This window comes from Thermomonospora sp. CIF 1 (assembly GCF_001896795.1).
Lineage (GTDB): Bacteria > Actinomycetota > Actinomycetes > Streptosporangiales > Streptosporangiaceae > Thermomonospora > Thermomonospora curvata.
Genome location: NZ_MOYN02000003.1, coordinates 160,515 through 180,927 on the forward strand (window position 1 = coordinate 160,515; position 20,413 = coordinate 180,927).

A 20,413-nucleotide genomic window follows, 5' to 3' on the forward strand; every position below is an offset into this window, starting at 1 on the left:
CACGGTGTCGCCAAACCGGCGATCGCCGTTTCTATGCTGAGCCGATGTCCACCACCGAACGCGAGATCACCGAGCCCGTCGAGCTGTGCCTGCCGGACGGGCGGCTCAACCCCGCGGCGGCGGGCTGGACGCGCCGCCCCCTGCACACCTGCCGGCTGCGCGGCTGGGGCCGCACCAAGCGCTGGGAGTACTGGTGCGTCACCACCCCCACCCACCTGCTCGCCGTCACCGTCAGCGACCTGGACTTCCTGGCCCTCAACAGCGTCTACTTCCTGGAGTACGGCGGGTTTGAGTTCGAGCGCACCGCGCTGGTCCCGTTCGGGCGCGGGGTGTCGCTGCCGCCGGTCATCGCCGGCACCCCCGGCGACCCGTCGACCGACGTGGTGGTCGGCCCCGAGCGCCCCACCGGCGGGCAGGTCCGCGTGGAGATCACGGCGCTGCCCGGCGGCACCCGGCTGCGGGCGCGCTGCCTGACCCCCGACCGGCGGCCGCTGGAGGCCGACCTGGAGGTGGCGCTGCCCGCCGGGCACGAGACGCTGGGCGTCGTCGTCCCCTGGAGCGACCGGCGCTTTCAGTACACCGCCAAGCACACCGCCCGTCCCGCCACCGGCACCGTGCGGATCGGCTCGTCCACCTACGAGTTCGGCGAGGACGCCTGGGGCGTGCTCGACCACGGCAGGGGCCGCTGGCCGCACTCGATCACCTGGAACTGGGGCGCCGCCTCCGGCCGCAGCGGCGGCCACGTCGTCGGGTTGCAGCTGGGCGGCAAGTGGACCGAGGGCACCGGCGCCACCGAGAACGCCCTGTGCGTGGACGGCCGGCTCACCAAGATCGGCCAGGAGCTGCAGTGGCGCTACGACCCGGGCGACTTCCTGGCCCCCTGGACGATCCGCACCCCCGACGGCGAGCAGGTCGATTTGACCTTCACCCCGTTCCACGACCGGGTCGTCCGCACCAACGCGGTCCTGCTGGCCAACCGCACCGACCAGTGCTTCGGCCGCTACCACGGGCGGGTGCGCACCGACGACGGACGGGACGTGCCCATCGACGGGCTGCTCGGCTGGGCCGAGGAGGTTCGCATGCGCTGGTGAGCTCCGTCACCCGAAAGGGCCGTTGAGCTGGGAAAACGTGATTGAAAACACAGCGTGGCGAAAGCGGACTGTCCGTGGCGGCGACACGCGCGGCCACCTGCGAAAACGCGCTCTGACCAGGAGGAATGACCCCCTGGGCAGGGCCGAAGGTCCCATCGGGCGATGGACCTTCGGCCCTGAGGTGGGCGCAGGCCCGGTGATGGTCTGGAATCGCTGGATTCGTCAACGGGGGGCCGGGTTTCGACCGCGTGGCCGCATCCGTGCCCCGCCCCACCGGAGGAGAGCCCGTGAACGCCCTGGACCTAGCCCGATGGCAGTTCGGGATCACAACCGTCTATCACTTCATCTTCGTACCGCTGAGCATCGGCCTGGCCGCCCTGGTGGCGGTCATGCAGACGATCTGGTACCGCCGCAAGGACCCGCGGTACCTGCGGATGACCAAGTTCTTCGGCAAGCTGCTGCTGATCAACTTCGCCGTGGGCGTGGTCACCGGGATCGTCCAGGAATTCCAGTTCGGCATGAACTGGTCGGACTACTCGCGGTTCGTCGGTGACGTGTTCGGCGCCCCGCTGGCCATGGAAGGGCTGCTGGCGTTCTTCCTGGAGTCCACCTTCCTGGGGTTGTGGATCTTCGGGTGGGACAAGCTCAAGCCGGCGGTGCACCTGGCCACCATCTGGCTGTTCGCGATCGGCACCGCGCTGTCGGCCTACTTCATCATCGCCGCCAACTCCTGGATGCAGCACCCGGTCGGCTACCGGATCAACCCCGACACCAAGCGGGCCGAGCTGACCAGCATCTGGGAGGTGCTGACCAACCCCACCACGCTGGCGGCCTACCCGCACGTCATCTTCGCGTCGCTGATCACCGCCGGCATGCTGATCGCCGGGGTCGCCGCCTGGTACCTGTACAAGCACCGCGACACCGACGTGTTCCGCCCGGCGCTGCGGCTGGGCCTGATCGTCTCGCTGGTGGCGTCGATCGGCGTGTTCATCTCCGGCGACATCCAGGCCCGCGTGATGACCGAGCAGCAGCCGATGAAGATGGCCGCGGCCGAGGCGCTGTATGAGACCTCCGCGCCGGCGTCCTTCTCGCTGTTCACCATCGGCAGCCTGGACGGCCGCGAGGAGCTGTGGAGCCTGCGGATCCCGCACCTGCTGTCGTTCATGGCCACCGGCGACCCCAACGGCCAGGTCGAGGGCATCAACGACGTGCAGCGCGCCTACGAGGCCCTCTACGGCCCCGGCAGCTACATCCCCGTCGTCCCGATCACCTACTGGAACTTCCGGCTGATGATCGGCTTCGGGGCGCTGGCCGCCGCGATCGCGCTGTGGGGCCTGTGGCTGACCCGCGACGGCCGCACCCCGCGCAGCCGCTGGTTCACCCGCGCGGCGCTGATCGGGATCGCGCTGCCCTACCTGGCCAACACCACCGGCTGGATCTTCACCGAGATGGGCCGGCAGCCGTGGGTGGTGCACGGGATGCTGCGCACCGCCGACGGCGTCTCCCCGACGGTCGGCGGCGCCGAAGTGATCGTCTCGCTGGCGGTCTTCACCGTCCTGTACGGAGTGCTGGCCGTGGTGGCGGGCGTGCTGATGACGCGCTTCGCCAAGCAGGGGCCGCCCAAGGAAGAGGAGCTGCCGAAGGAAGACGAACCGATGCCCTCCTTCACCTACTGACGACGCGGAGAGTGAGCGATGGAACTCACCACAGTCTGGTTCCTGCTGATCGCGGTGCTGTGGGCCGGCTACTTCCTGCTGGAGGGCTTCGACTTCGGGGTCGGGGTGCTGATGCCGGTGCTGGCCCCGCGCAAGGCGGCGCACTCCGACACCGACCGCCGGGTCATGATCAACACGATCGGCCCGGTCTGGGACGGCAACGAGGTGTGGCTGCTGGTGGCCGGCGGCGCCACCTTCGCCGCCTTCCCCGAGTGGTACGCCAGCCTCTTCAGCGGCTTCTACCTGGCGCTGCTGCTGATCCTCGCGGCGCTGATCGTGCGCGGGGTGGCCTTCGAGTACCGCGGCAAGGTCGACAGCGACCGCTGGCGCCGCAACTGGGACCTGGCCATCTTCTGGGGGTCGGCGGTGCCCGCCCTGCTGTGGGGCGTGGCGTTCGCCAACATCCTGCAGGGCGTGCCGCTGGACGCCCAGCACCACTACACCGGCACCCTGCTGACCCTGCTCAACCCGTACGCGCTGCTGGGCGGGCTGACCACGCTGACGGTGTTCACCCTGCACGGCGCGGTGTTCCTGGCGCTGAAGACCCGCGGCCACGTCCGTGACCAGGCCCGGCGGGCGGTCCGGTACCTCGCCGCCCCCACCGTGGCGATCGCCGCGGCCTTCCTGGTGATCACCGGGGTGCGGTTCGGGGTGCCGTGGACCTGGGCCACCACCGCGGTGGCGGCGCTGGCGCTGGCCGGCGGCGTGGCGGCCGCGCTGCGCGGCCGGGACGGCTGGGCCTTCACCGGCACCGCGGTCGCCATCGTCGCCACCGTGGCGACCATGTTCGGCGACCTGTGGCCGGCGGTGCTGCCGTCCACCATCGACCCCGCCTACAGCCTGACCGTGGAGAACGCGGCCTCCACCCCCTACACCCTCAAGGTGATGACCTGGGTGGCGGTGATCTTCACCCCGATCGTGCTGGCCTACCAGGCCTGGACGTACTGGGTGTTCCGCAAGCGGCTCACCCGGGAGGCGATCGTGCCGCCCGCGCCCTCCGGCGGCGGCGCGCCCGCCCGTCCCGCGAAGGCGCACGAGCCCGAGCACGCCGTGGAGCGGAGCCGCGCATGAAGCCGCTCGACCCCCGGCTGCTGCGGCACGCCCGCCCGGCCCGGATCTTCCTGGCCCTCACCGTGGTGCTGGGCGCCGTCACCACCGGCCTGGTGCTGGCCCAGGCGGCGCTGCTGGCCCACGCGCTGGCGGGCGCGTTCCACGGCCGGGGGCCGGGCGAGCTGCGGTGGACCCTCGGCGCGCTGCTGGCGGTGGTGGTGGCCCGCGCCGCCGTCCACGGCCTGGGCGAGGCCGCCGCGCTGCACTACGCCGGCACGGTCCGCTCGCTGCTGCGGCGCCGCCTGATCGCGCACGCGCTGGGCCTGGGGCCGCAGTGGACGGCCGGCAAACGCGCCGGCGAGGTGGCCACCGTCGCCACCCGCGGCCTGGACGCCCTGGACGTCTACTTCGCCCGCTACCTGCCGCAGCTGGCGCTGGCGTGCATCACCCCGGTCGCGGTGCTGGCCGTGGTCGCCGGCGCGGACCTGCTGTCGGCGATGGTGATCGCGGTGACGCTGCCGCTGATCCCGGTGTTCATGGTGCTGGTGGGCCTGCACACCAAGGCCCGCACCGAACGCCAGTGGCGGCTGCTGCAGCGGCTCGGCGGCCACTTCCTGGACGTGGTCGAAGGGCTGCCGACGCTGAAGCTGTTCAACCGGGCCGACGCGCAGGCGCAGGTGATCGCCGAGGTGACCGGCGCGCACCGGCGGATCACCATGCGGGTGCTGCGGGTGGCGTTCCTGTCGGCGCTGGTGCTGGAGCTGCTGTCCACGCTGGCGGTGGCGCTGGTGGCCGTCCAGGTCGGGCTGCGGCTGCTGAACGGCGACGTGCCGTATGAGACGGCGCTGCTGGTGCTGATCCTGGCGCCGGAGGCGTACCTGCCGCTGCGCGCCGTCGGCGCCCAGTTCCACGCCGGCATGGAGGGCGTGGCGGCGGCCGAGCGGGCCTTTGAGGTGCTGGACACCCCGCTGCCGCGGCGCCCGGCCGGCGGCGGCGCCGCGGCGGACCTGCGGCGCGACCGGATCGTCCTGGACGAGGTGACCGTGCGCTACCCCGACCGCGACCGTCCCGCCCTGGAGAAGGCGTCGCTGACCATCGAGCCGGGCGAGCGGATCGTCGTCGTCGGCCCCAGCGGCGCGGGCAAGAGCACCCTGCTGAGCCTGCTGCTGCGCTTCACCGAACCCGCCTCGGGCACGGTGAGCTTCGCCGACGTGCCGGTGGAGTCCTGGCGCGAGCAGATCTCCTGGGTGCCGCAGCACCCCCACCTGTTCGACGGGACCATCGCCGACAACATCCGGCTGGGCCGCCCCGGCGCCTCGCCCGCCGACGTCCGCCGCGCCGCCGCCCAGGCCGGGCTGGCCGAGTTCATCGAAGCGCTGCCCGACGGCTACGACACCCGCGTCGGCGAACGCGGCGCCCGCCTGTCGTCGGGCCAGCGCCAGCGCGTCGCTCTGGCCCGCGCCTTCCTGCGCGACGCCCCGCTGGTCCTGCTGGACGAGCCCACCGCCCACCTGGACCCGCTCACCGCCCACGGCGTTCAGGAGGCGGTGCACCGCCTGGCCGCCGGGCGCACCGTCGTGCTGGTCACCCACGACCCGACCTGGACGCACTTCGCCGACCGCGTCGTGCACATCGAGGCGGGCCGGCTGAGGGAGTCCCGTTCGCTGGCGGTGGCGTGATGAGCGGGCTGCCTTTCCTCGGGGCGTCCCGGCGCCCACCGGGCGTTTCCCACCCCGTCCACTGCGGCCGGCGGCCGCACCGACCCCTGGAGAAGACATCATGATCGATCTGGTCCGAAGCGGCGGCCGGCTGCTGTCGGCCACCGGCCATGCCGCCACTTCCGGCGTGGTCCGCCTGGCGGGCCTGTCGTCCTTCGGCGTCGGCGTCGCGATCGCCGCCGTGCCCGTCCTGGTCCTGCACGGCCGCGGGCTGAGGCGGCCCGTGGCAGCGCCCGCCGCCGGATCCGGCCTGCCCGCCCGGCAGGACTGGCCCGCCCGGGAGCCGGTGCCGTGACCCCGGCCGTCCGGGCCTCCATCCGACCGGCACCTCGCAGCCCGGTGGGCGGCCGCCGGCCCGGGTTCGCCTCCGGGAGGGGCGCCTGGACGGGTTCTCGTCTTGGGAGATGACGTCATGACCGCTCTTGCTTCGACTTCCGTGCGCCGGCGCCGGCCGCTGATGTGGCTGTTGGCGGCGGCCGGGCCGGTGCGCGGGCGGCTGGTACTGGCGGCGGTGCTGGGCGCGGCCACCACCGCCGCCGGTATCGGGCTGCTGGGGGCCTCCGGGTTCCTCATCGCGCGGGCCGCCGAGCACCCCGGGGTCACCGCGCTGACCATCGCCGTGGTGATGGTGCGGGCGCTGGGCGTCAGCCGGGGCGTCTTCCGCTACCTGGAGCGGCTGACCGCCCACGACGTGGCGTTCCGGGTGCTGGGGGACGTGCGGGTGCGCATCTACCGGCGGCTGGCGCGGCTGGCCCCGGCCGGGCTGCGCCCGCTGCGCTCAGGGGACCTGCTCTCCCGGCTGGTCAGCGACGTCGACTCCACCCAGGACCTGTTCGTGCGCGGGGTGGTGCCGGTGGCCGCCGCCGCGCTGGCCGGCGGCGGGGCGGTCGCCGCCTGCGCGTTCCTGCTGGCCCCGGCCGCCGGGATGCTGGCGGTCGGGCTGCTGGTGGCGGGGGCGCTGCTGCCGGCGCTGTCGGCGGCCCGGGCCCGCGCCGCCGGGCGCCGCACCGCCCGGGCCCGCGGCGCCGTCTCCGCCCGGGTGGTGGACGCCCTGGCCGGGGCGGCCGAGCTGCACGCCTTCGGCGCCCAGGACCGGGCGCTGGCCGCCGTCGCCGAGGCCGACGCCGAACTGACCGCCCAAAGCCGCCGCGGCGCGCTGGTGCAGGCCGCCGGGGCGGCCCTGGCCTCGCTGGCGGCGGGCCTGACCGTGTGGGCGGTGCTGCTGCTGGGGGTCGCCGCGGTGGAGGACGGGACGCTGGGCCGGGTCCCGCTGGCGGTGCTGGCGCTGACCGCGCTGGCCGCCTTCGAGGCCACGGGCGCGCTGCCCGCCGCGGCCGCCCAGCTCGCCGAGACCCGGGCGGGCGCCGCCCGCATCCTCGACGTCCTGGACGCCCCCGACCCGGTCGCCGAGCCGCCGTCGCCGGCGCCGCCGCCCGAGCCGCCGCTGACGGTCCGGATGCGCGGCGTGCGCGCCCGCTACACCCCAGGCGGCCCGCTCGCCCTGGACGGGCTGGATCTGGACCTGACCCCCGGCAAGCGGGTCGCGCTGGTGGGTCCCAGCGGCGCGGGCAAGAGCACCGTGGCCGCCCTGCTGCTGCGTTTTCTGGACCCGGCGGGCGGTACCATCACCCTCAACGGCACCGATCTGACCGCTTTCGCCTCCGACCAGGTGCGCCGGCTGATCGGCGGCTGCCCCCAGGATCCGCACATCTTCGACGCCACCGTCCGCGACAACCTGAAACTGGCCCGCCCGCAGGCCAGTGACGCCGAACTGGCCGGCGCCGCCGCCCGCGCCCGGCTGCTGCCGTGGATCGAGTCGCTGCCCGACGGCTGGGACACCCATGTCGGCGCCCGCGGCGCCCGCATGTCCGGCGGCGAGCGTCGCCGCCTGGCGCTGGCCCGCGCCCTGCTGGCCGACCCGGCCCTGATGATCCTGGACGAGCCCACCGCCCACCTGGACCGGCCCACCGCCGCCGCGCTCACCGCCGACCTGCTGCGCGCCACGCAGGGCCGCACCACCCTGCTCATCACCCACGACCTGACCGGCCTGGAGGAGATCGACGAAATCGTCGTCCTGGACGCCGGCCACGTCGTCCAGCGCGGCACCCACGCCGAGCTGCTCGCCCGCCCCGGCCTCTACCGCACCCTGTGGCGGTGCTCCGCCCCGGACGCCTGCGCCGTGCCGTGACCCGGGACATCCGCGGCGCAGGCCCCCGGCCCTCAGGCCGGAGCGGGCCGTCCAGCGGCTCGGCCGGCGTCGGCGCCCGATGCGCCGCCCGCCGGATGACGGCCGTTCCCCGTGTCCCTCAGGGGGCGGCCGGCGATGCGGGCCAGCGGTCTTCGATGTGGCAGCGGATGAGAGCGGCGTGCGACAGCGGGGCCGACAGGTCGGTCACGTCCCCGTTGGTGGTGTAGTCCAGCAGTACGATGTCGCCGCGGGAGCTCAGCTCCTTCAGGCGGTCCATCAGGTCGGCGACGCGGTGCTCCAGCACCCAGCGGTAGGACGGCAGGTAGATCTGCCGGCGCGCCTGCTCGTACGGCAGCAGGACCTCGCCCGTCAGCCCCGCCCGGTGCCCGCGCACCGGGCCGTGCTTGCGGACGGTGCGCTTGAGCCCTTTCATCGTGGTGATTTCCAGCTTGGCCGGGTCGACATCGGCGTTGGCGAACACTTTCAGCGCCTGCCAGATGCCCTCGACCGACTGGGCGGTGACGCCGGGGGAGAATGGCACGGGAATGCCGCCGTGCGGGTAGAACGGGCTGAACCTCACCCACGGTCGTTCGGCGCGGGAGGTGACGTCCAGGATCAGCGCACCGGGATGGGCCGCCTCGATGGACGCCCTCGCCCGGCGCCGGTTCGCCACATGAATCGCCATCGGGGCACCTTCTCGCCGAGGAACCGAGCCTTTTCCGCCACGCCGCTCCCCGGGGGCCGCAAACCGTGCCCTCGTGGCCCGCGGCGCCGTCCCCGAACGCGACGTCACCCGTCCCGAACCGCGGAAACAACGTGCTGAAAAGGCTCGCCGAGCGGGGGCATTCTCTCCGGCGCCACCGACATTCCGCATGCCCTTCAAGGGTGGGGTTAGCTTAGGCTAGCCTAAGATCGTGTTGACTCCGGTGCGCGAGGCCCCCCTGCGCGACGACCCCCCGCAACCCGCCGTGGCCGGGGCGTTGCGGCGCGGCCGGGTGGCCGGGTTGTTCCTGCTGGCCGGGCTGCTGGTGCTGATCGTGATGGCGAGTTTCGCGATCGGGGCCGAACGCGTCCCCCTGAGCCGGGTGCTGCCGGGGATCTTCGAGCCGGACGGGTCGCAGAGCGCGCTGATCATCCAGGAGATGCGGCTGCCGCGCACCCTGCTGGGGCTGGCCGTGGGGGCCTCGCTGGGGCTGGCGGGCGCGCTGATGCAGGCGCTGACCCGCAACCCGCTGGCCGAGCCGGGGGTCCTGGGGGTCAACGGAGGCGCCGCGCTGGCGGTGGTGCTGCTCATCTGGCTGGCCGACGTCGACCAGGTGCTGGTGTATGTGTGGGCGGCGTTCGCCGGGGCGGCCGGTGCGGTGCTGCTGGTGTACATGATCGGCTCCTATGGGCGGGCCGGCGCCACGCCGGGACGGCTGGTGCTGGCGGGGGCGGCGCTCAACGCGGTGTTCAGCGCGCTGACCAACGGGGTGATGCTGCTGGACCCGCACGGCTTCAACAGCTTCCGGTTCTGGCAGGTCGGCTCGCTGGCCGGCCGGGACCTGGCCACGCTCGCCCAGGTCGGGCCGTTCATGGCCGCCGGGGTGCTGCTGGCGCTGTCGCTGGCCCGGTCGCTGAACGTGCTGGCGCTGGGGGAGGAGGCCGGGCGGGCGCTCGGCGGCTCCCTGGGCCGCACCCGGGCGCTGGGGGCGCTGGCGGTGGTGCTGCTCAGCGGCGCGGCGACGGCGGCGGTGGGGCCGATCGCCTTCCTGGGACTGGCGGTGCCGTTCATCGTGCGCGCCCTGGTCGGCCCCGACCAGCGGTGGGTGCTGCCGTACTCGCTGCTGCTGGCGCCGGTGCTGCTGCTGGGCGCCGACATCGTCGGGCGGGTGGTGGCCCCGCCGGCCGAGCTGGAGACCGGGATCGTCACCGCGTTCCTGGGGGCGCCGATCTTCATCATGCTGGTCCGCCGCGGAAGGATGCCCAAGCTGTGAGCCGGGTGGTGCGCGCCGGGACGCTGTCGGTGCGGTGGCAGCCGCGTTCGGCGCTGGTCGGCGCCGGGGTGCTGGCCGTCGCGCTGGCGGCGTCGGTGCTGGTGATCGGCACCGGGGAGTTTCAGATCGCACCCGGGGAGGTGGTGCTGACGCTGCTCGGCCGGGGCGATCGGGCCAGTGAGTTCATCATCACCGAGCTGCGGCTGCCGCGGGCGGTCACCGCCCTGCTGGCCGGGCTGGCGCTGGGGATGAGCGGGGCGATCTTCCAGAGCATGTCCCGCAACCCGCTGGGCAGTCCCGACCTGATCGGTTTCACCGCCGGCGCCTCCACCGGCGCGCTGCTGCAGATCCTGGTGCTGGGCGGCGGCACCGCCGCGATCGTGGCCGGGTCGGTGACCGGCGCGGTGGGCACGGCCGCCGCGGTGTACCTGCTGTCTTACCGGGGCGGCGGGGTGAGCGGGCAGCGCCTGGTGCTGGTCGGCGTGGGGGCGGCGGCGATGCTGCAGGCGCTGAACTCCTACCTGATCACCCGGGCCGAGCTGCGCGAGGCGTACGAGGCGGCGTTCTGGCTGACCGGCAGCCTCAACGGCCGCGGCTGGGAGCACGTGGTGCCGCTGGGGTGCGCGCTGGCCGTGCTGGTCCCGCTGGCGCTGTCGCAGTCGGGGCGGCTGCGCATGGGCGAGCTGGGCGACGACGCCGCCCGGGCGCTGGGCGTGCCGGTGCAGCGTTCCCGGGCGGTGCTGGTGGTGGCCGGGGTGGGCCTGGTCGCGGCGGCGACCACGGCGGTGGGCCCGATCCCGTTCGTGGCGCTGGCGGCCGCCCCGCTGGCCCGCGCCCTGACCCGGTGCACCGGCCCGCACCTGCTGTCGGCCGGGCTGATGGGCGCGGCGCTGCTGGCCGTCGGCGACCTGATCTCGCTGAAGCTGCCGGTCCCGGTGCCCGTCGGCGTGGTCACCGGGGTGCTGGGCGGCCTTTATCTGGCCTGGCTGCTGGCCCGCACGGGCCGGAGGGGGGCCATTTGAGCATGGGACGAAGGCCCGATGGGCGGGCACCGGCGCCCGGGAGCGCCGGGGACGGAAGCGGGGAGCGGCGTATGAGCCGGTTGCGGGCGCAGGATCTGACGCTGGCCTACGAGCAGCGGGTGATCGCCGAGCACCTGGGGGTGGAGATCCCGGACGGCTCGTTCACCGTGATCGTCGGGCCGAACGCCTGCGGCAAGTCGACACTGCTGCGGGCGCTGTCGCGGCTGCTGCGGCCCCGGGCGGGCGCGGTGTACCTGGACGGGGAGCAGATCACCGCGCTGCCGGCCAAGCAGGTGGCCCGCAGGCTCGGCCTGCTGCCCCAGCAGCCGCTCACCCCCGACGGCATCACCGTCGCCGACCTGGTGGCCCGCGGCCGCTACCCCTACCAGCGGCTGCTGCGCCAGTGGTCGCGGGAGGACGAGCGCGCGGTGGCCGAGGCGATGGCGGCGGTCGGGGTGAGCGACCTGGCCGACCGGGTGGTGGACGAGCTGTCGGGCGGGCAGCGCCAGCGGGTGTGGCTGGCGCTGGTGCTGGCCCAGCAGACCCCGATCCTGCTGCTGGACGAGCCCACCACGTTCCTGGACATCGCCCACCAGATCGAGGTGCTGGACCTGTGCGCGCGGCTGCACGAGGAGGGCCGCACGCTGGTGGCGGTGCTGCACGACCTCAACCAGGCCTGCCGGTACGCCACCCATCTGATCGCCATGCGCGACGGCCGGATCGTGGCCCAGGGCCGTCCCGCCGAGATCGTCACCGCCGAGCTGGTGGAGCGGGTCTTCGGGCTGCCCTGCCAGATCATCGAGTGCCCGCAGACCGGCGCCCCGCTGGTGGTGCCGATGGACCGGCGCCGGGCGTTGACGCCCGAAACCCTCTGAATTAGGTTAGCCTTACCTAAGTTCAGAGGGGGCGTTCTGTGCTGACCAGGGAAGAACTGCACCAGTCGCTGACCCAGGTGCTCGGTGAGCAGGTCCACCCGCATGACAACCTCATCGAGCTGGGCATGGACTCCATCAGGCTGATGAGCCTGACCGGCCGGCTGCGCAAACGCGGCATCGAGATCACCTTCGCCGAGCTGGCCGAACGCCCCACCCTGGCGCAGTGGTGGGAGCTGCTGGCCGAACGCGGCGCGCTCGCCCCCGCCGCCGAGCCCGAGGCGCCCCAAGAGCCCGCGGCCGACGCGCAAGAGCCCGACGGGCCGTTCCCGCTGGCGCTCATGCAGCACGCCTACTGGATCGGCCGCGACAGCGAACAAGAGCTCGGCTCGGTCGCCGCCCACCTGTACGTGGAACTGGACGGCCGCGACATCGACCCGGGGCGGCTGGAGAAGGCGGTACGGGCCCTGGTCGAGCGGCACCCCATGCTGCGGGTGGCGATCTGCGACGACGGCACCCAGCGGGTGCTCCCCGAACGCCCCGGCCCGGCGATCACCGTCCTCGACCTGCGGCGGGCCGCCGACCCGCAGGCCGAGCTGGAGCGGGTGCGCCGGGAGATGTCCACCCAGCGGCTGCCCATCGACACCGGCAAGGTCTTCGACCTGCGGCTGAGCCTGCTGCCGTCCGGCACCGCCCGGCTCCACCTGGATGTGGACATGGTCGCCGCCGACGCGATGAGCTACCGCACCATGCTGGCCGACCTGGCCGCCCTGTACGAGGGCGAGACGCTGCCGCCGCTGCGCTACAGCTACGCCCGCTACCTGGCCGCCGACCCCCGCGCGCAGGCCCGCGAACGCGACCGCGCCTGGTGGGCCCAGCGCCTGGCCGACCTGCCCGGCCCGCCCGAACTGCCGGTCGTCCCCAAGCCCGGCCACCGGGTCGTCCGCAAGCACCACTGGCTGTCCCCGGAGGGCAAGCGGCAGCTCATCACCCGCGCCCACCGCGAGGGCGTCACCCCCGCCATGGCGCTGGCCACGATCTTCGCCGAGGTGATCGGCGCCTGGTCGGCCACCCCGCGCTTCATCCTCAACCTGCCGCTGTTCCACCGCGAACCCGTCCACCCGGACGTGGACAAGCTGGTCGGCGACTTCACCGGGTCGATCCTGCTGGAGATCGACCTGACCGAGGAGCTGCCGTTCGTCGAACGCGCCCGCGCCGTGCAGGCCAAACTGCACACCGCCGGCACCCACAGCGACTACTCCGGCCTGGAAGTGCTGCGCGACCTGTCCCGGCAGCGCGGCGAGCAGGTGCTGGCCCCCATCGTCTACACCAGCGCGCTGAATCTGGGCGAGCTGTTCGACGAGCGCGTCCGCGCCCTCTTCGGCGAACCGGTCTGGATCATCTCCCAAGGCCCCCAGGTGCTGCTGGACGCCCAGGTCACCGAGGTCTCCGGCGGGCTGCTGCTGAACTGGGACGTGCGCGAGCCGGCCTTCCCCGAGGGCGTGGCCGACGCCATGTTCGCCGCCTACACCGACGCCGTCACCCGCCTGGGCGCCCCCGACGCCGACTGGAGCCGGCCGCTGCGCATCCAGGCGCCCCCCGAGCAACTGGAGATCCGCAAGCGGCTCAACGCCCGGCCCGCCCCGCCCCCGCGCACCCTCATCGAAGGCTTCTTCGCGAACGCCCGGCACAACCCGCAGGCCCCCGCCGTCCACTGGGACGACGACGGCACCCTCACCTACGGCGAACTGGCCGACCGGGCGCTGCGCGTCGCCGGGCACCTGGTGGCCCAGGGCGTCCGCCCCGGCGACCGGGTCGCGATCGAACTGCCCAAGGGCCCCGACCAGGCCGTGGCCGTCCTCGGCGTGCTGGCGGCCGGCGCCGCCTACGTGCCGATCGGCGTGGAGCAGCCCCCCGCCCGCCGCGAGAAGATCACCAAGACCGCGCAGATCGCGCTCTCCCTCACCCCCGCCGCGCTGACCTGGGCGCTGGCCCAGGCCCAGCCGCTGGCCGAACCGGTGCCCATCACTCCCGGCCAGGTCGCCTACGTGCTGTTCACCTCCGGCTCGACCGGCGAGCCCAAGGGCGTGGAGGTCTCCCACCGGGCCGCCATGAACACCATCGGCGACCTGATCGAACGGTTCTCGCTCGGGCCGCGGGACGTCTCGCTGGGCATCTCGGCCCTGGACTTCGACCTGTCGGTGTTCGACCTGTTCGCGCTGTGGACGGCCGGCGGCGCGGTGGTCATCCCCGCCGAGGAGGAGCGCAAGGACGCCGCCCGCTGGGCCGAACTGGTGGCGCGCCGGTCGGTGACCGTCCTCAACTGCGTCCCCTCGGTGCTGGAGATGCTGCTGCAGACCGGAGGGGACGTGCGCAGCCTGCGGGTGGTGCTGCTGGGCGGCGACTGGGTCGGCGTCCACCTGCCGGGGATGCTGGCCGAACGCGCCCCCGGATGCCGGTTCGTGGCGCTGGGCGGCACCACCGAGACCGCCATCCACTCCACCGTCCAGGAGGTCTCCGGCCCGGTCCCCGAGGACTGGCACGCCGTCCCCTACGGGGTGCCGCTGCGCGGGGTGGCCTGCCGGGTGGTGGACGAGCAGGGCCGCGACCGCCCCGACTGGGTGCCCGGCGAGCTGTGGATCGGCGGCGGAGGCGTCGCCGAGGGCTACTGCGGCGACCCCGAACGCACCGCCGACCGCTTCGTCACCCACGAAGGCGTGCGCTGGTACCGCACCGGCGACATGGCCCGCTACCGCCCCGACGGCACGTTGGAATTCCTCGGCCGCCGCGACCACCAGGTCAAGGTCCGCGGCTTCCGCATCGAGCTCGGCGAGATCGAGGCCGCCCTGGAGAGCCACCCGCGGGTCCGCCGCGCCGTGGCGCTGCTGGCCGGCTCCCGCCTGGCCGCCGCGATCGTGCCCGCCTCCGGTGAGGTGGACCGCCAGGAGCTGCAAGACCACGTCCGCGACCTGCTGCCCCCGCACATGGTCCCCGAACTGCTGGTGCGGGTGGAGGAGCTGCCGCTGACCGCCAACGGCAAGATCGACCGCAAGGCCCTCACCGCCCTGGCCGCCGCCGAGGCCGGCGAGGCCGCCGCGACCTACGTCGAACCCGCCACCGCCCTGGAAAAGGTCATCGCCCGCACCATCGGCGAGGTCCTGGGCATCGAGCGCGTGGGCGCCGAGGACGACTTCTTCGCCCTGGGCGGCGACTCCGTCCTGGCCACCACCGTCGTCGCGCGCCTGCGCGAGGCCCTCGACACCACCTCCCTGCCGGTGCGCGTGATCTTCGCCCAGCGCACGGTCTCCCGCATCGCCCGCCGCTTCACCGAACTGGAGGAGACCCCCGGCCGCCTGGAGGCCGTCGCCGACATCTGGCTCACCGTCGCCGACATGACCGACGAAGAGGTGGAGGCCCACCTGTCCGGCTCCGCCTGACAAAAAACGCCCCTCGGCGCCGGAACGGGACCCCCGGCGCCGAGGGGATGCCTCTCGCCCAGGGGCGCCGTGGTCCGCCGATGAGCCGGGGATCATTCCCCGTCCGCTCCCGTCTGAGGAGGCGTCGAGTCGGCGCTTCCCCGCGGGCGTCCGGTCGGCCGCCGGCAGGTTCTAGGGACGTTGCGTTCACGGGAACGGCCTGAGCGGCAGGTCTGTCGCCCAAAACGCTCGCGTGGGCTTCGCGCGGTCGACGCCGGGGCGGCGTGTCACAATAGGGGCGTCAGAACCCAACAGGAGTTCGTCGGCGCCTGGTAGGTCGGTGGAGCGCGCCGGCGTGCTCGCCTGGTCGCGAGCACGGTCGGCTCTGCTCCGCGCGGTGTCGCGTCCGTGCTTCGAGACCGGGACGGCTCGAAAGGACCGACCGAATGCCCACCGACCGGTTCGAACTCGCAGGCGACTACGTTCCCGACCCCGAACGAGAGATCACGGCCCTCCTCGACGGCTTCTTCGGCTTTTTCGCCGCCCACGGCATCTCCGCCGAGCTCATCGGTGCCATGCGGGCACGGCACGAGGAGCTGCAGCAGACGAACGCGCATCTGATCGTGGACGAGCCCGCACGCCACAACCTCCGCATCACCCTCGCGGTGACGGCGGCCTACCGGACGCTGCGATCGCACCTGGGCCGCCCGGCCGCCATCGAAGCGGTGCGGCGGGCACTGGCCGAGCCGCTGGGCGCGGCGATTCGCGAAGGCACCAGAGCGATGCTGGACGCCGCGCCGGACCCGTTCGCCGCCATGGTGGCGCTGTGCAAGACCCGCGAGGAACACGCCTTCGGCAAGGGCTTCACCTTCCATCGCGCCGACGACGACCGCCACTACCTGTTGGAGGTCCGCCGCTGCTTCTACCACGAGGTGCTCGTGGCCAACTCCGCCCCAGAGCTGACACCGGTGCTGTGCGCGTTCGACGCCAACTGGATCGAGGCGATCGACCCTGCACGGGACGGCTTCCGCTTCGAACGCACCACCACCATCGGCCTGGGCGGAACCCACTGCCCGTTCCACTTCATCCGAACCGGCGACACGGACAGCTGATCCGGCCTGGTTTCCTCTGAACGCCATCCCCATGCCACCGGCGTGCTTTCCCGGACGGGAACCGCACCAGCCGGATGACGCGGATACTGCGACCCGCGCGTCCGATCCGGCAGGGACACGGGATCGTCCACCCTGTGCTTGGACGACCCTTGAACGCAGGCTGTGCGCGTGGTCGGCTGTGGCTCTCCCCGTTGCAGCCGACCGTGCTCGGCGCGCGGCCCACCAAGTTGAATCCGCAAGAGCGGAAGCTGCCGAGGCTTACGGGAGCCACTGAACCCTTTTCAACACGTGGCCTCAGGCGCCGGAGACGGGAGCCCGATGATGTCCGGCACTGGAGCGTTGTAGGTCATGGCAGCCTCTCTGACCGCGACGCCCCGTCTCGGCCTACGGGGACGGCGTGTTGGAGGAGGCTCAGCGGTCCGGGATCCTGGGAGTCAGGAGATTCAGGAGGCAGGGTGTCGATGAGTCGACAGGCCGGCCGAGGGGTGACCGTCGCGTCCTTCAACACGCGCGGGCTGCCGCTCTTTGGATCGAATCTGGCCGAACGCTACCGAGCGATCGCGGCTTTCTTCGAATCCTCTGACATTGACGTGGTCAACTTTCAAGAAGTCTTCACCCACCGCCATTTGAGGCTGCTGTCGGCGGGGATGCCTTCTTTCCGGCACCTGGCCTACCGGCGTGCACTGGTTGGGCCTGCCGGCGGCCTGGTGACCTTGTCGCGGCTGCCTACGGGCAAGTCCGGGTATCGGCGCTTCCCTCTCCTCCCGTCCTCGCCCGGCCTTCCCCGCACCGTCCGTTTCAAGGCGGCCCTGAAAGGGGCGTTGATCACTCCTTTGAGGGATCAGGGAGTGTGCGTCATCAACACGCATCCCGTGGCCAACGGCGACGGCGACTGGTCGGATGCCAACCGATTCCGCCCGCTGCAGCAAGGTCAGCTCACCGCTCTGGCACGCCTCGTCCAGGAAATCGAGGACCCGGTGGTCGTATGCGGCGACTTCAACGTGGCCAGGGACAGCACTCTGCACCGGGATTTCCTCGCCGCCACCGGCTTGGTCGACGCCTTCGCCGGCAGTTGCCCTCCGACTTTCCATTCCGCTTACCTGAAGCCCGGGCAGCGGCCGCATTGCATCGATTTCATCCTTGTCGCCAAGTCGATCGGGGTCGAAAGCACAGGGACTCTCTTCACCGACCGGGAACCACTGGCCGGCGGACCGTCCTACCTGTCCGATCACATCGGGCTGTACGCCCGGCTGTGTCCGAAGCGTTAGCCTTCCATATCGCAGCTTGTCTGCCCTCGGCTCCTGACAGCCGGGTTCCGCCGTCCTGCTCGATCAGCATGCCGTTGTCGTCGATCGTCACGGCGATTTCGTCGAAATCGACGAATGGCAGTCGCAGTGCCGCGGTCAAGGTCAGCGGGTCGTGCTGCATCGTCTGCGGGTAGAAGCGGGCAAGGGAACGTTCGAGCTGAGCGGCCAGGATGCCCGCCCACGTGGGGACCGAAGGGGCGCTGAGGGTCTGGTAGAGAGGGCTGGCGGGGTCGATGCCGATCTCAGAGGTCCAGGTCACGTCCCTGGTGACGAACTCCGGCGTCTTCAGGCGCCCCTCGGCGACGGCCGCCAGGACTCGGCGGGCGGCCGGCAATCGGCGGTATGCGAAGTCAGTGGTGCCGATCGTCAGGTGCGAAGACGTCCCCTGGACCCCGACCGCGCTTCACCGGCCGGTCGAGGACCCCGAACACGCCGGCGAGAAAGTGCTAGAGCGTGTCGTCAAAGGAATCGCGCAGGGCCTACCGGGCGCCGCGATGCCCGCGGTGCGTCGGCGGAGCGTCGCCGGACGCGACCGGGCCGGGGTCGGCCCGGGGGCTTTGACGACAGGTCCTAGGGGCGTGAGGTGATCTGCTGGACGGCCCAGGCGTTGCCGTCGGGGTCGGTGAAGTGGATGAAGCCGACGTTGTCAAGGTCGTCGTCCTCCCGGGCGGGGCGGGCGCCGGTCGGGCTCACCACCTGGACCTCGCTGACCTCGACGCCGCGCTCTGCCAGCCGGGCGCGGGCCGCCCGGACGTCGTTGACGACCAGTTGCAGGCCCTTCAGCGAGCCGGGGGCCATCTCCGTGAGGCCCTCGCCGATGACGATCGAGCAGCCGGACCCGGGCGGGGTGAGCTGAACGATGCGTTTGCCGTCGAAGCCGTTGATGTCGTGGTCGACGTTGAAGCCGACCTTGTCGGCGTAGAAGTCCTTGGCCTTGTCCACGTCGGAGACCGGGACGAGCACCACCTCGAGCGTCCAGTTCACCGGCTGTCTCCCTTCGGGATAAGGGGTCACCCCACGAAGGGATCGTACGTATGTTCGAAGATCCTTCTCCGGTGAACAGGGATGTCCGGGACGGGCGTGTCGTCCCGCTCAGGCGGTTTCGGGGCGCAGGGTGGCGGTGCGCAATCCGGTGAGGAAGACGGCCAGGATCAGGGCCAGCACGGCGCTGACGGCGCCGTAGACGACGATGGCGTCGCCGGGCGCCAGATAGCGGCCGAGGGCGCCGGCGCTCACCGAGCCCACGGCCTCGCCGGCGGTGTCCTGGGCCGACCACAGGGCGTTGACCCGGCCCAGGTAGCCGTCGGGGGTGTGGGTCTGGATCAGGCCGTAGCGCAGGATCTCCTCGATGGAGGCGACGAAGCCGTAGCCGAACAGGACCGCCACGGCCAGGGCCGGGTGGCGGGCCAGGCCCAGGCAGGCCAGGATCACGAAACCGGCGACGGAGGCGATCAGCAGGACCCGGCCGGGGGCGCGCAGGGCGCTGGTCCAGCCGCTGGTGACCGAGGCGAGCACCGCTCCGCAGGCCGGGGCGGCGTACAGCAGGCCGACCGTGGTGGGGCCGCCGCCGAGCTGCTCGGTGGCGAACGCCGGCATCAGCACGGGGATGCCGCCGGCCACCATGAACAGCAGGCCCAGCAGCATGAGCCCGCCCACGACCCGGTGCCCGGCCACAAAGCGCAGCCCGGCGCCGATCGCCCGCAACGGGTGCGCCGCCTCTGCGCCGCCGGTTTCCTCGTCCGCTTCGGTGTTCTGGGCGGCCGGAACGGCACCGCCGGAGCCGGCGGCCGCTTCGGCGGTCTCGCCGGTCTTGCCGAGCGCGCCGCTTTCGCCCGCTCCGGCGACGACGGGCGGGCCGCCCGGCTTGAGCGGGGGCAGGGCCGTCAGCAGTCCCAGGGTGCCGAACGTGCCCGCCGCGGCGGCGGTGTAGTTCCAGCCGACGCCGAACGCCGAGATCACCACCCCGCCCAGGGCCGGGGAGAGCATCGAGCCGAGCCGGACGGTCAGCGCGTTCAGTGCCCCGGCGGCCACCAGCTTGTCCGGGCCGACCAGGGCGGGGGTGGCGGCCAGCAGGGCGGTCAGGCTGATCCCGGTGGTCACCCCGTCCCAGGCGGCCAGCACGTACAGCGCGGCCAGCGAGGGGGAGGGCAGGAAGGCGTTCAGCGCCAGCAGCGCAAAGCCGATCCCGGCGGCGATGCGGCCGCGCAGCATCAGGGTGCGCCGGTCGTTGCGGTCGGCCATCACCCCACCCCACAGCAGCCCGGCCAGCAGGGCGAGGCCGCCGGTGCCGGACACCGCGCCCACGTGCAGGGTGGAGCCGGTCATCTGGTGGACCTGCACCGGCAGCGCCACCATCAGCATCCCGATGCCGAAGACCGACACCGTCCGGGCGATGAACACGTTGCGGAACGGCCTGCTGGTGCGCAGCGGGCTGACGTCCAGGGCCAGGCGGCGGAGCATCGTCGGGGTTCTCCTCCGGGAAGGGAGTAGCTAAGGTTAGCCTATCCTTAGTGAATCTCCAGCGGAGAGGGCAGACCGTGCGTCGCACCCTGATGAACGGAAAGATCCACCGCGCCACCGTGACACAGGCGAACCTGCACTATGTGGGTTCCCTGACGATCGACGCGGACCTGATGGCCGCCGCCGACATCGTCGAAGGAGAACAGGTCCAGGTCGTCGACGTCACCAACGGGGCCCGGCTGGTCACCTACGCCATCACCGGCGAGGCCGGCAGCGGGGTCATCGGGATCAACGGCGCCGCGGCCCACCTGGTCAAGCCGGGCGACATGGTGATCATCATTTCCTATGTCGCGCTGACCGAGGAGGAACGCCGCTCGCACCGCCCCAAGGTCGTCCACGTGGACGAACACAACCGCATCGTCGCGCTCGGGGACGATGCGGCCGAGCCCGTGCCCGGCGTGCCGGCCCAGCTTGCGGGGCGCTGAG

General features: G+C 72.7%; 16 protein-coding genes. 13 read left to right on the top strand and 3 right to left on the bottom strand.

Annotation, left to right across the window (positions count from 1 at the left end):
• Nucleotides 1-44 precede the first annotated feature (44 nt).
• The 6 genes from BUE48_RS01745 (at nucleotide 45) to cydC (ending at nucleotide 7,762) form a co-directional block, all read left to right on the top strand.
• Entirely contained in the window at nucleotides 45-1,091 is a 1,047-nt protein-coding gene (locus BUE48_RS01745; protein ID WP_012850735.1) for a DUF2804 domain-containing protein, read from the top strand.
• A gap of 287 nt (nucleotides 1,092-1,378) precedes the next feature.
• Entirely contained in the window at nucleotides 1,379-2,767 is a 1,389-nt protein-coding gene (locus BUE48_RS01750) for a cytochrome ubiquinol oxidase subunit I (protein WP_012850736.1), read from the top strand.
• Nucleotides 2,768-2,785: 18 nt separating this feature from the next.
• A complete protein-coding gene (gene cydB, locus BUE48_RS01755) occupies nucleotides 2,786-3,877 on the top strand; it encodes a cytochrome d ubiquinol oxidase subunit II (RefSeq protein WP_286988512.1) in 1,092 nt (363 codons plus the stop codon).
• Nucleotides 3,874-5,535, top strand: coding sequence for a thiol reductant ABC exporter subunit CydD (gene cydD, locus BUE48_RS01760; RefSeq protein ID WP_286988514.1), 1,662 nt, complete (start codon nucleotides 3,874-3,876; stop codon nucleotides 5,533-5,535). Before cydB ends, cydD begins: the two co-directional genes overlap by 4 nt.
• Before the next feature lie 100 nt (nucleotides 5,536-5,635).
• Nucleotides 5,636-5,869, top strand: coding sequence for a hypothetical protein (locus BUE48_RS01765; protein WP_286988516.1), 234 nt, complete (start codon nucleotides 5,636-5,638; stop codon nucleotides 5,867-5,869).
• Nucleotides 5,870-5,986: 117 nt separating this feature from the next.
• On the top strand, nucleotides 5,987-7,762 hold the full coding sequence (cydC, locus tag BUE48_RS01770) for a thiol reductant ABC exporter subunit CydC (protein ID WP_286988518.1): 1,776 nt from the start codon (nucleotides 5,987-5,989) through the stop codon (nucleotides 7,760-7,762).
• A gap of 118 nt (nucleotides 7,763-7,880) precedes the next feature.
• On the opposite strand, the gene BUE48_RS01775 is transcribed toward cydC, so the two are convergent.
• Nucleotides 7,881-8,447 (bottom strand): DUF6939 family protein, encoded by a 567-nt coding sequence (locus tag BUE48_RS01775; protein WP_286988520.1) that lies wholly within the window; start codon nucleotides 8,445-8,447, stop codon nucleotides 7,881-7,883.
• Between the two features lie 229 nt (nucleotides 8,448-8,676).
• On the opposite strand from BUE48_RS01775, the gene BUE48_RS01780 reads away from it, so the two are divergent.
• The 6 genes from BUE48_RS01780 (at nucleotide 8,677) to BUE48_RS01805 (ending at nucleotide 17,428) form a co-directional block, all read left to right on the top strand.
• Nucleotides 8,677-9,738 carry a FecCD family ABC transporter permease gene (locus tag BUE48_RS01780; protein WP_012850742.1) on the top strand — a complete coding sequence of 354 codons (1,062 nt, stop codon included), beginning with the start codon at nucleotides 8,677-8,679 and terminating at the stop codon, nucleotides 9,736-9,738.
• Nucleotides 9,735-10,760, top strand: a complete 1,026-nt coding sequence (locus tag BUE48_RS01785) for a FecCD family ABC transporter permease (RefSeq protein WP_012850743.1) — start codon at nucleotides 9,735-9,737, stop codon at nucleotides 10,758-10,760. Before BUE48_RS01780 ends, BUE48_RS01785 begins: the two co-directional genes overlap by 4 nt.
• Before the next feature lie 71 nt (nucleotides 10,761-10,831).
• The gene (locus BUE48_RS01790) at nucleotides 10,832-11,635 is read left to right on the top strand and encodes an ABC transporter ATP-binding protein (protein ID WP_012850744.1); all 804 of its coding nucleotides are present in this window, start codon (nucleotides 10,832-10,834) and stop codon (nucleotides 11,633-11,635) included.
• 38 nt (nucleotides 11,636-11,673) lie between these two features.
• Nucleotides 11,674-15,069: a non-ribosomal peptide synthetase gene (locus BUE48_RS01795; protein ID WP_286988522.1), complete on the top strand. Its 3,396-nt coding sequence runs from the start codon at nucleotides 11,674-11,676 to the stop codon at nucleotides 15,067-15,069.
• Between the two features lie 425 nt (nucleotides 15,070-15,494).
• Complete coding sequence (locus BUE48_RS01800) at nucleotides 15,495-16,160, top strand: L-2-amino-thiazoline-4-carboxylic acid hydrolase (protein ID WP_286988523.1); 666 nt, start codon at nucleotides 15,495-15,497, stop codon at nucleotides 16,158-16,160.
• A 461-nt stretch (nucleotides 16,161-16,621) separates the two neighbouring features.
• Nucleotides 16,622-17,428 (top strand): endonuclease/exonuclease/phosphatase family protein, encoded by an 807-nt coding sequence (locus BUE48_RS01805; protein ID WP_286988524.1) that lies wholly within the window; start codon nucleotides 16,622-16,624, stop codon nucleotides 17,426-17,428.
• A gap of 609 nt (nucleotides 17,429-18,037) precedes the next feature.
• Here the strand turns inward: BUE48_RS01805 and BUE48_RS01810 are convergent.
• Together BUE48_RS01810 and BUE48_RS01815 are read right to left on the bottom strand one after the other, a co-directional pair.
• A complete protein-coding gene (locus tag BUE48_RS01810) occupies nucleotides 18,038-18,451 on the bottom strand; it encodes a VOC family protein (RefSeq protein ID WP_012850748.1) in 414 nt (137 codons plus the stop codon).
• A 108-nt stretch (nucleotides 18,452-18,559) separates the two neighbouring features.
• Nucleotides 18,560-19,927, bottom strand: a complete 1,368-nt coding sequence (locus BUE48_RS01815) for an MFS transporter (RefSeq protein WP_286988525.1) — start codon at nucleotides 19,925-19,927, stop codon at nucleotides 18,560-18,562.
• 77 nt (nucleotides 19,928-20,004) lie between these two features.
• Here BUE48_RS01815 and panD point away from each other — a divergent pair, with 77 nt between their 5' ends.
• On the top strand, nucleotides 20,005-20,412 hold the full coding sequence (gene panD, locus BUE48_RS01820) for an aspartate 1-decarboxylase (RefSeq protein ID WP_012850750.1): 408 nt from the start codon (nucleotides 20,005-20,007) through the stop codon (nucleotides 20,410-20,412).
• The last annotated feature ends 1 nt before the right edge of the window (nucleotide 20,413 follow it).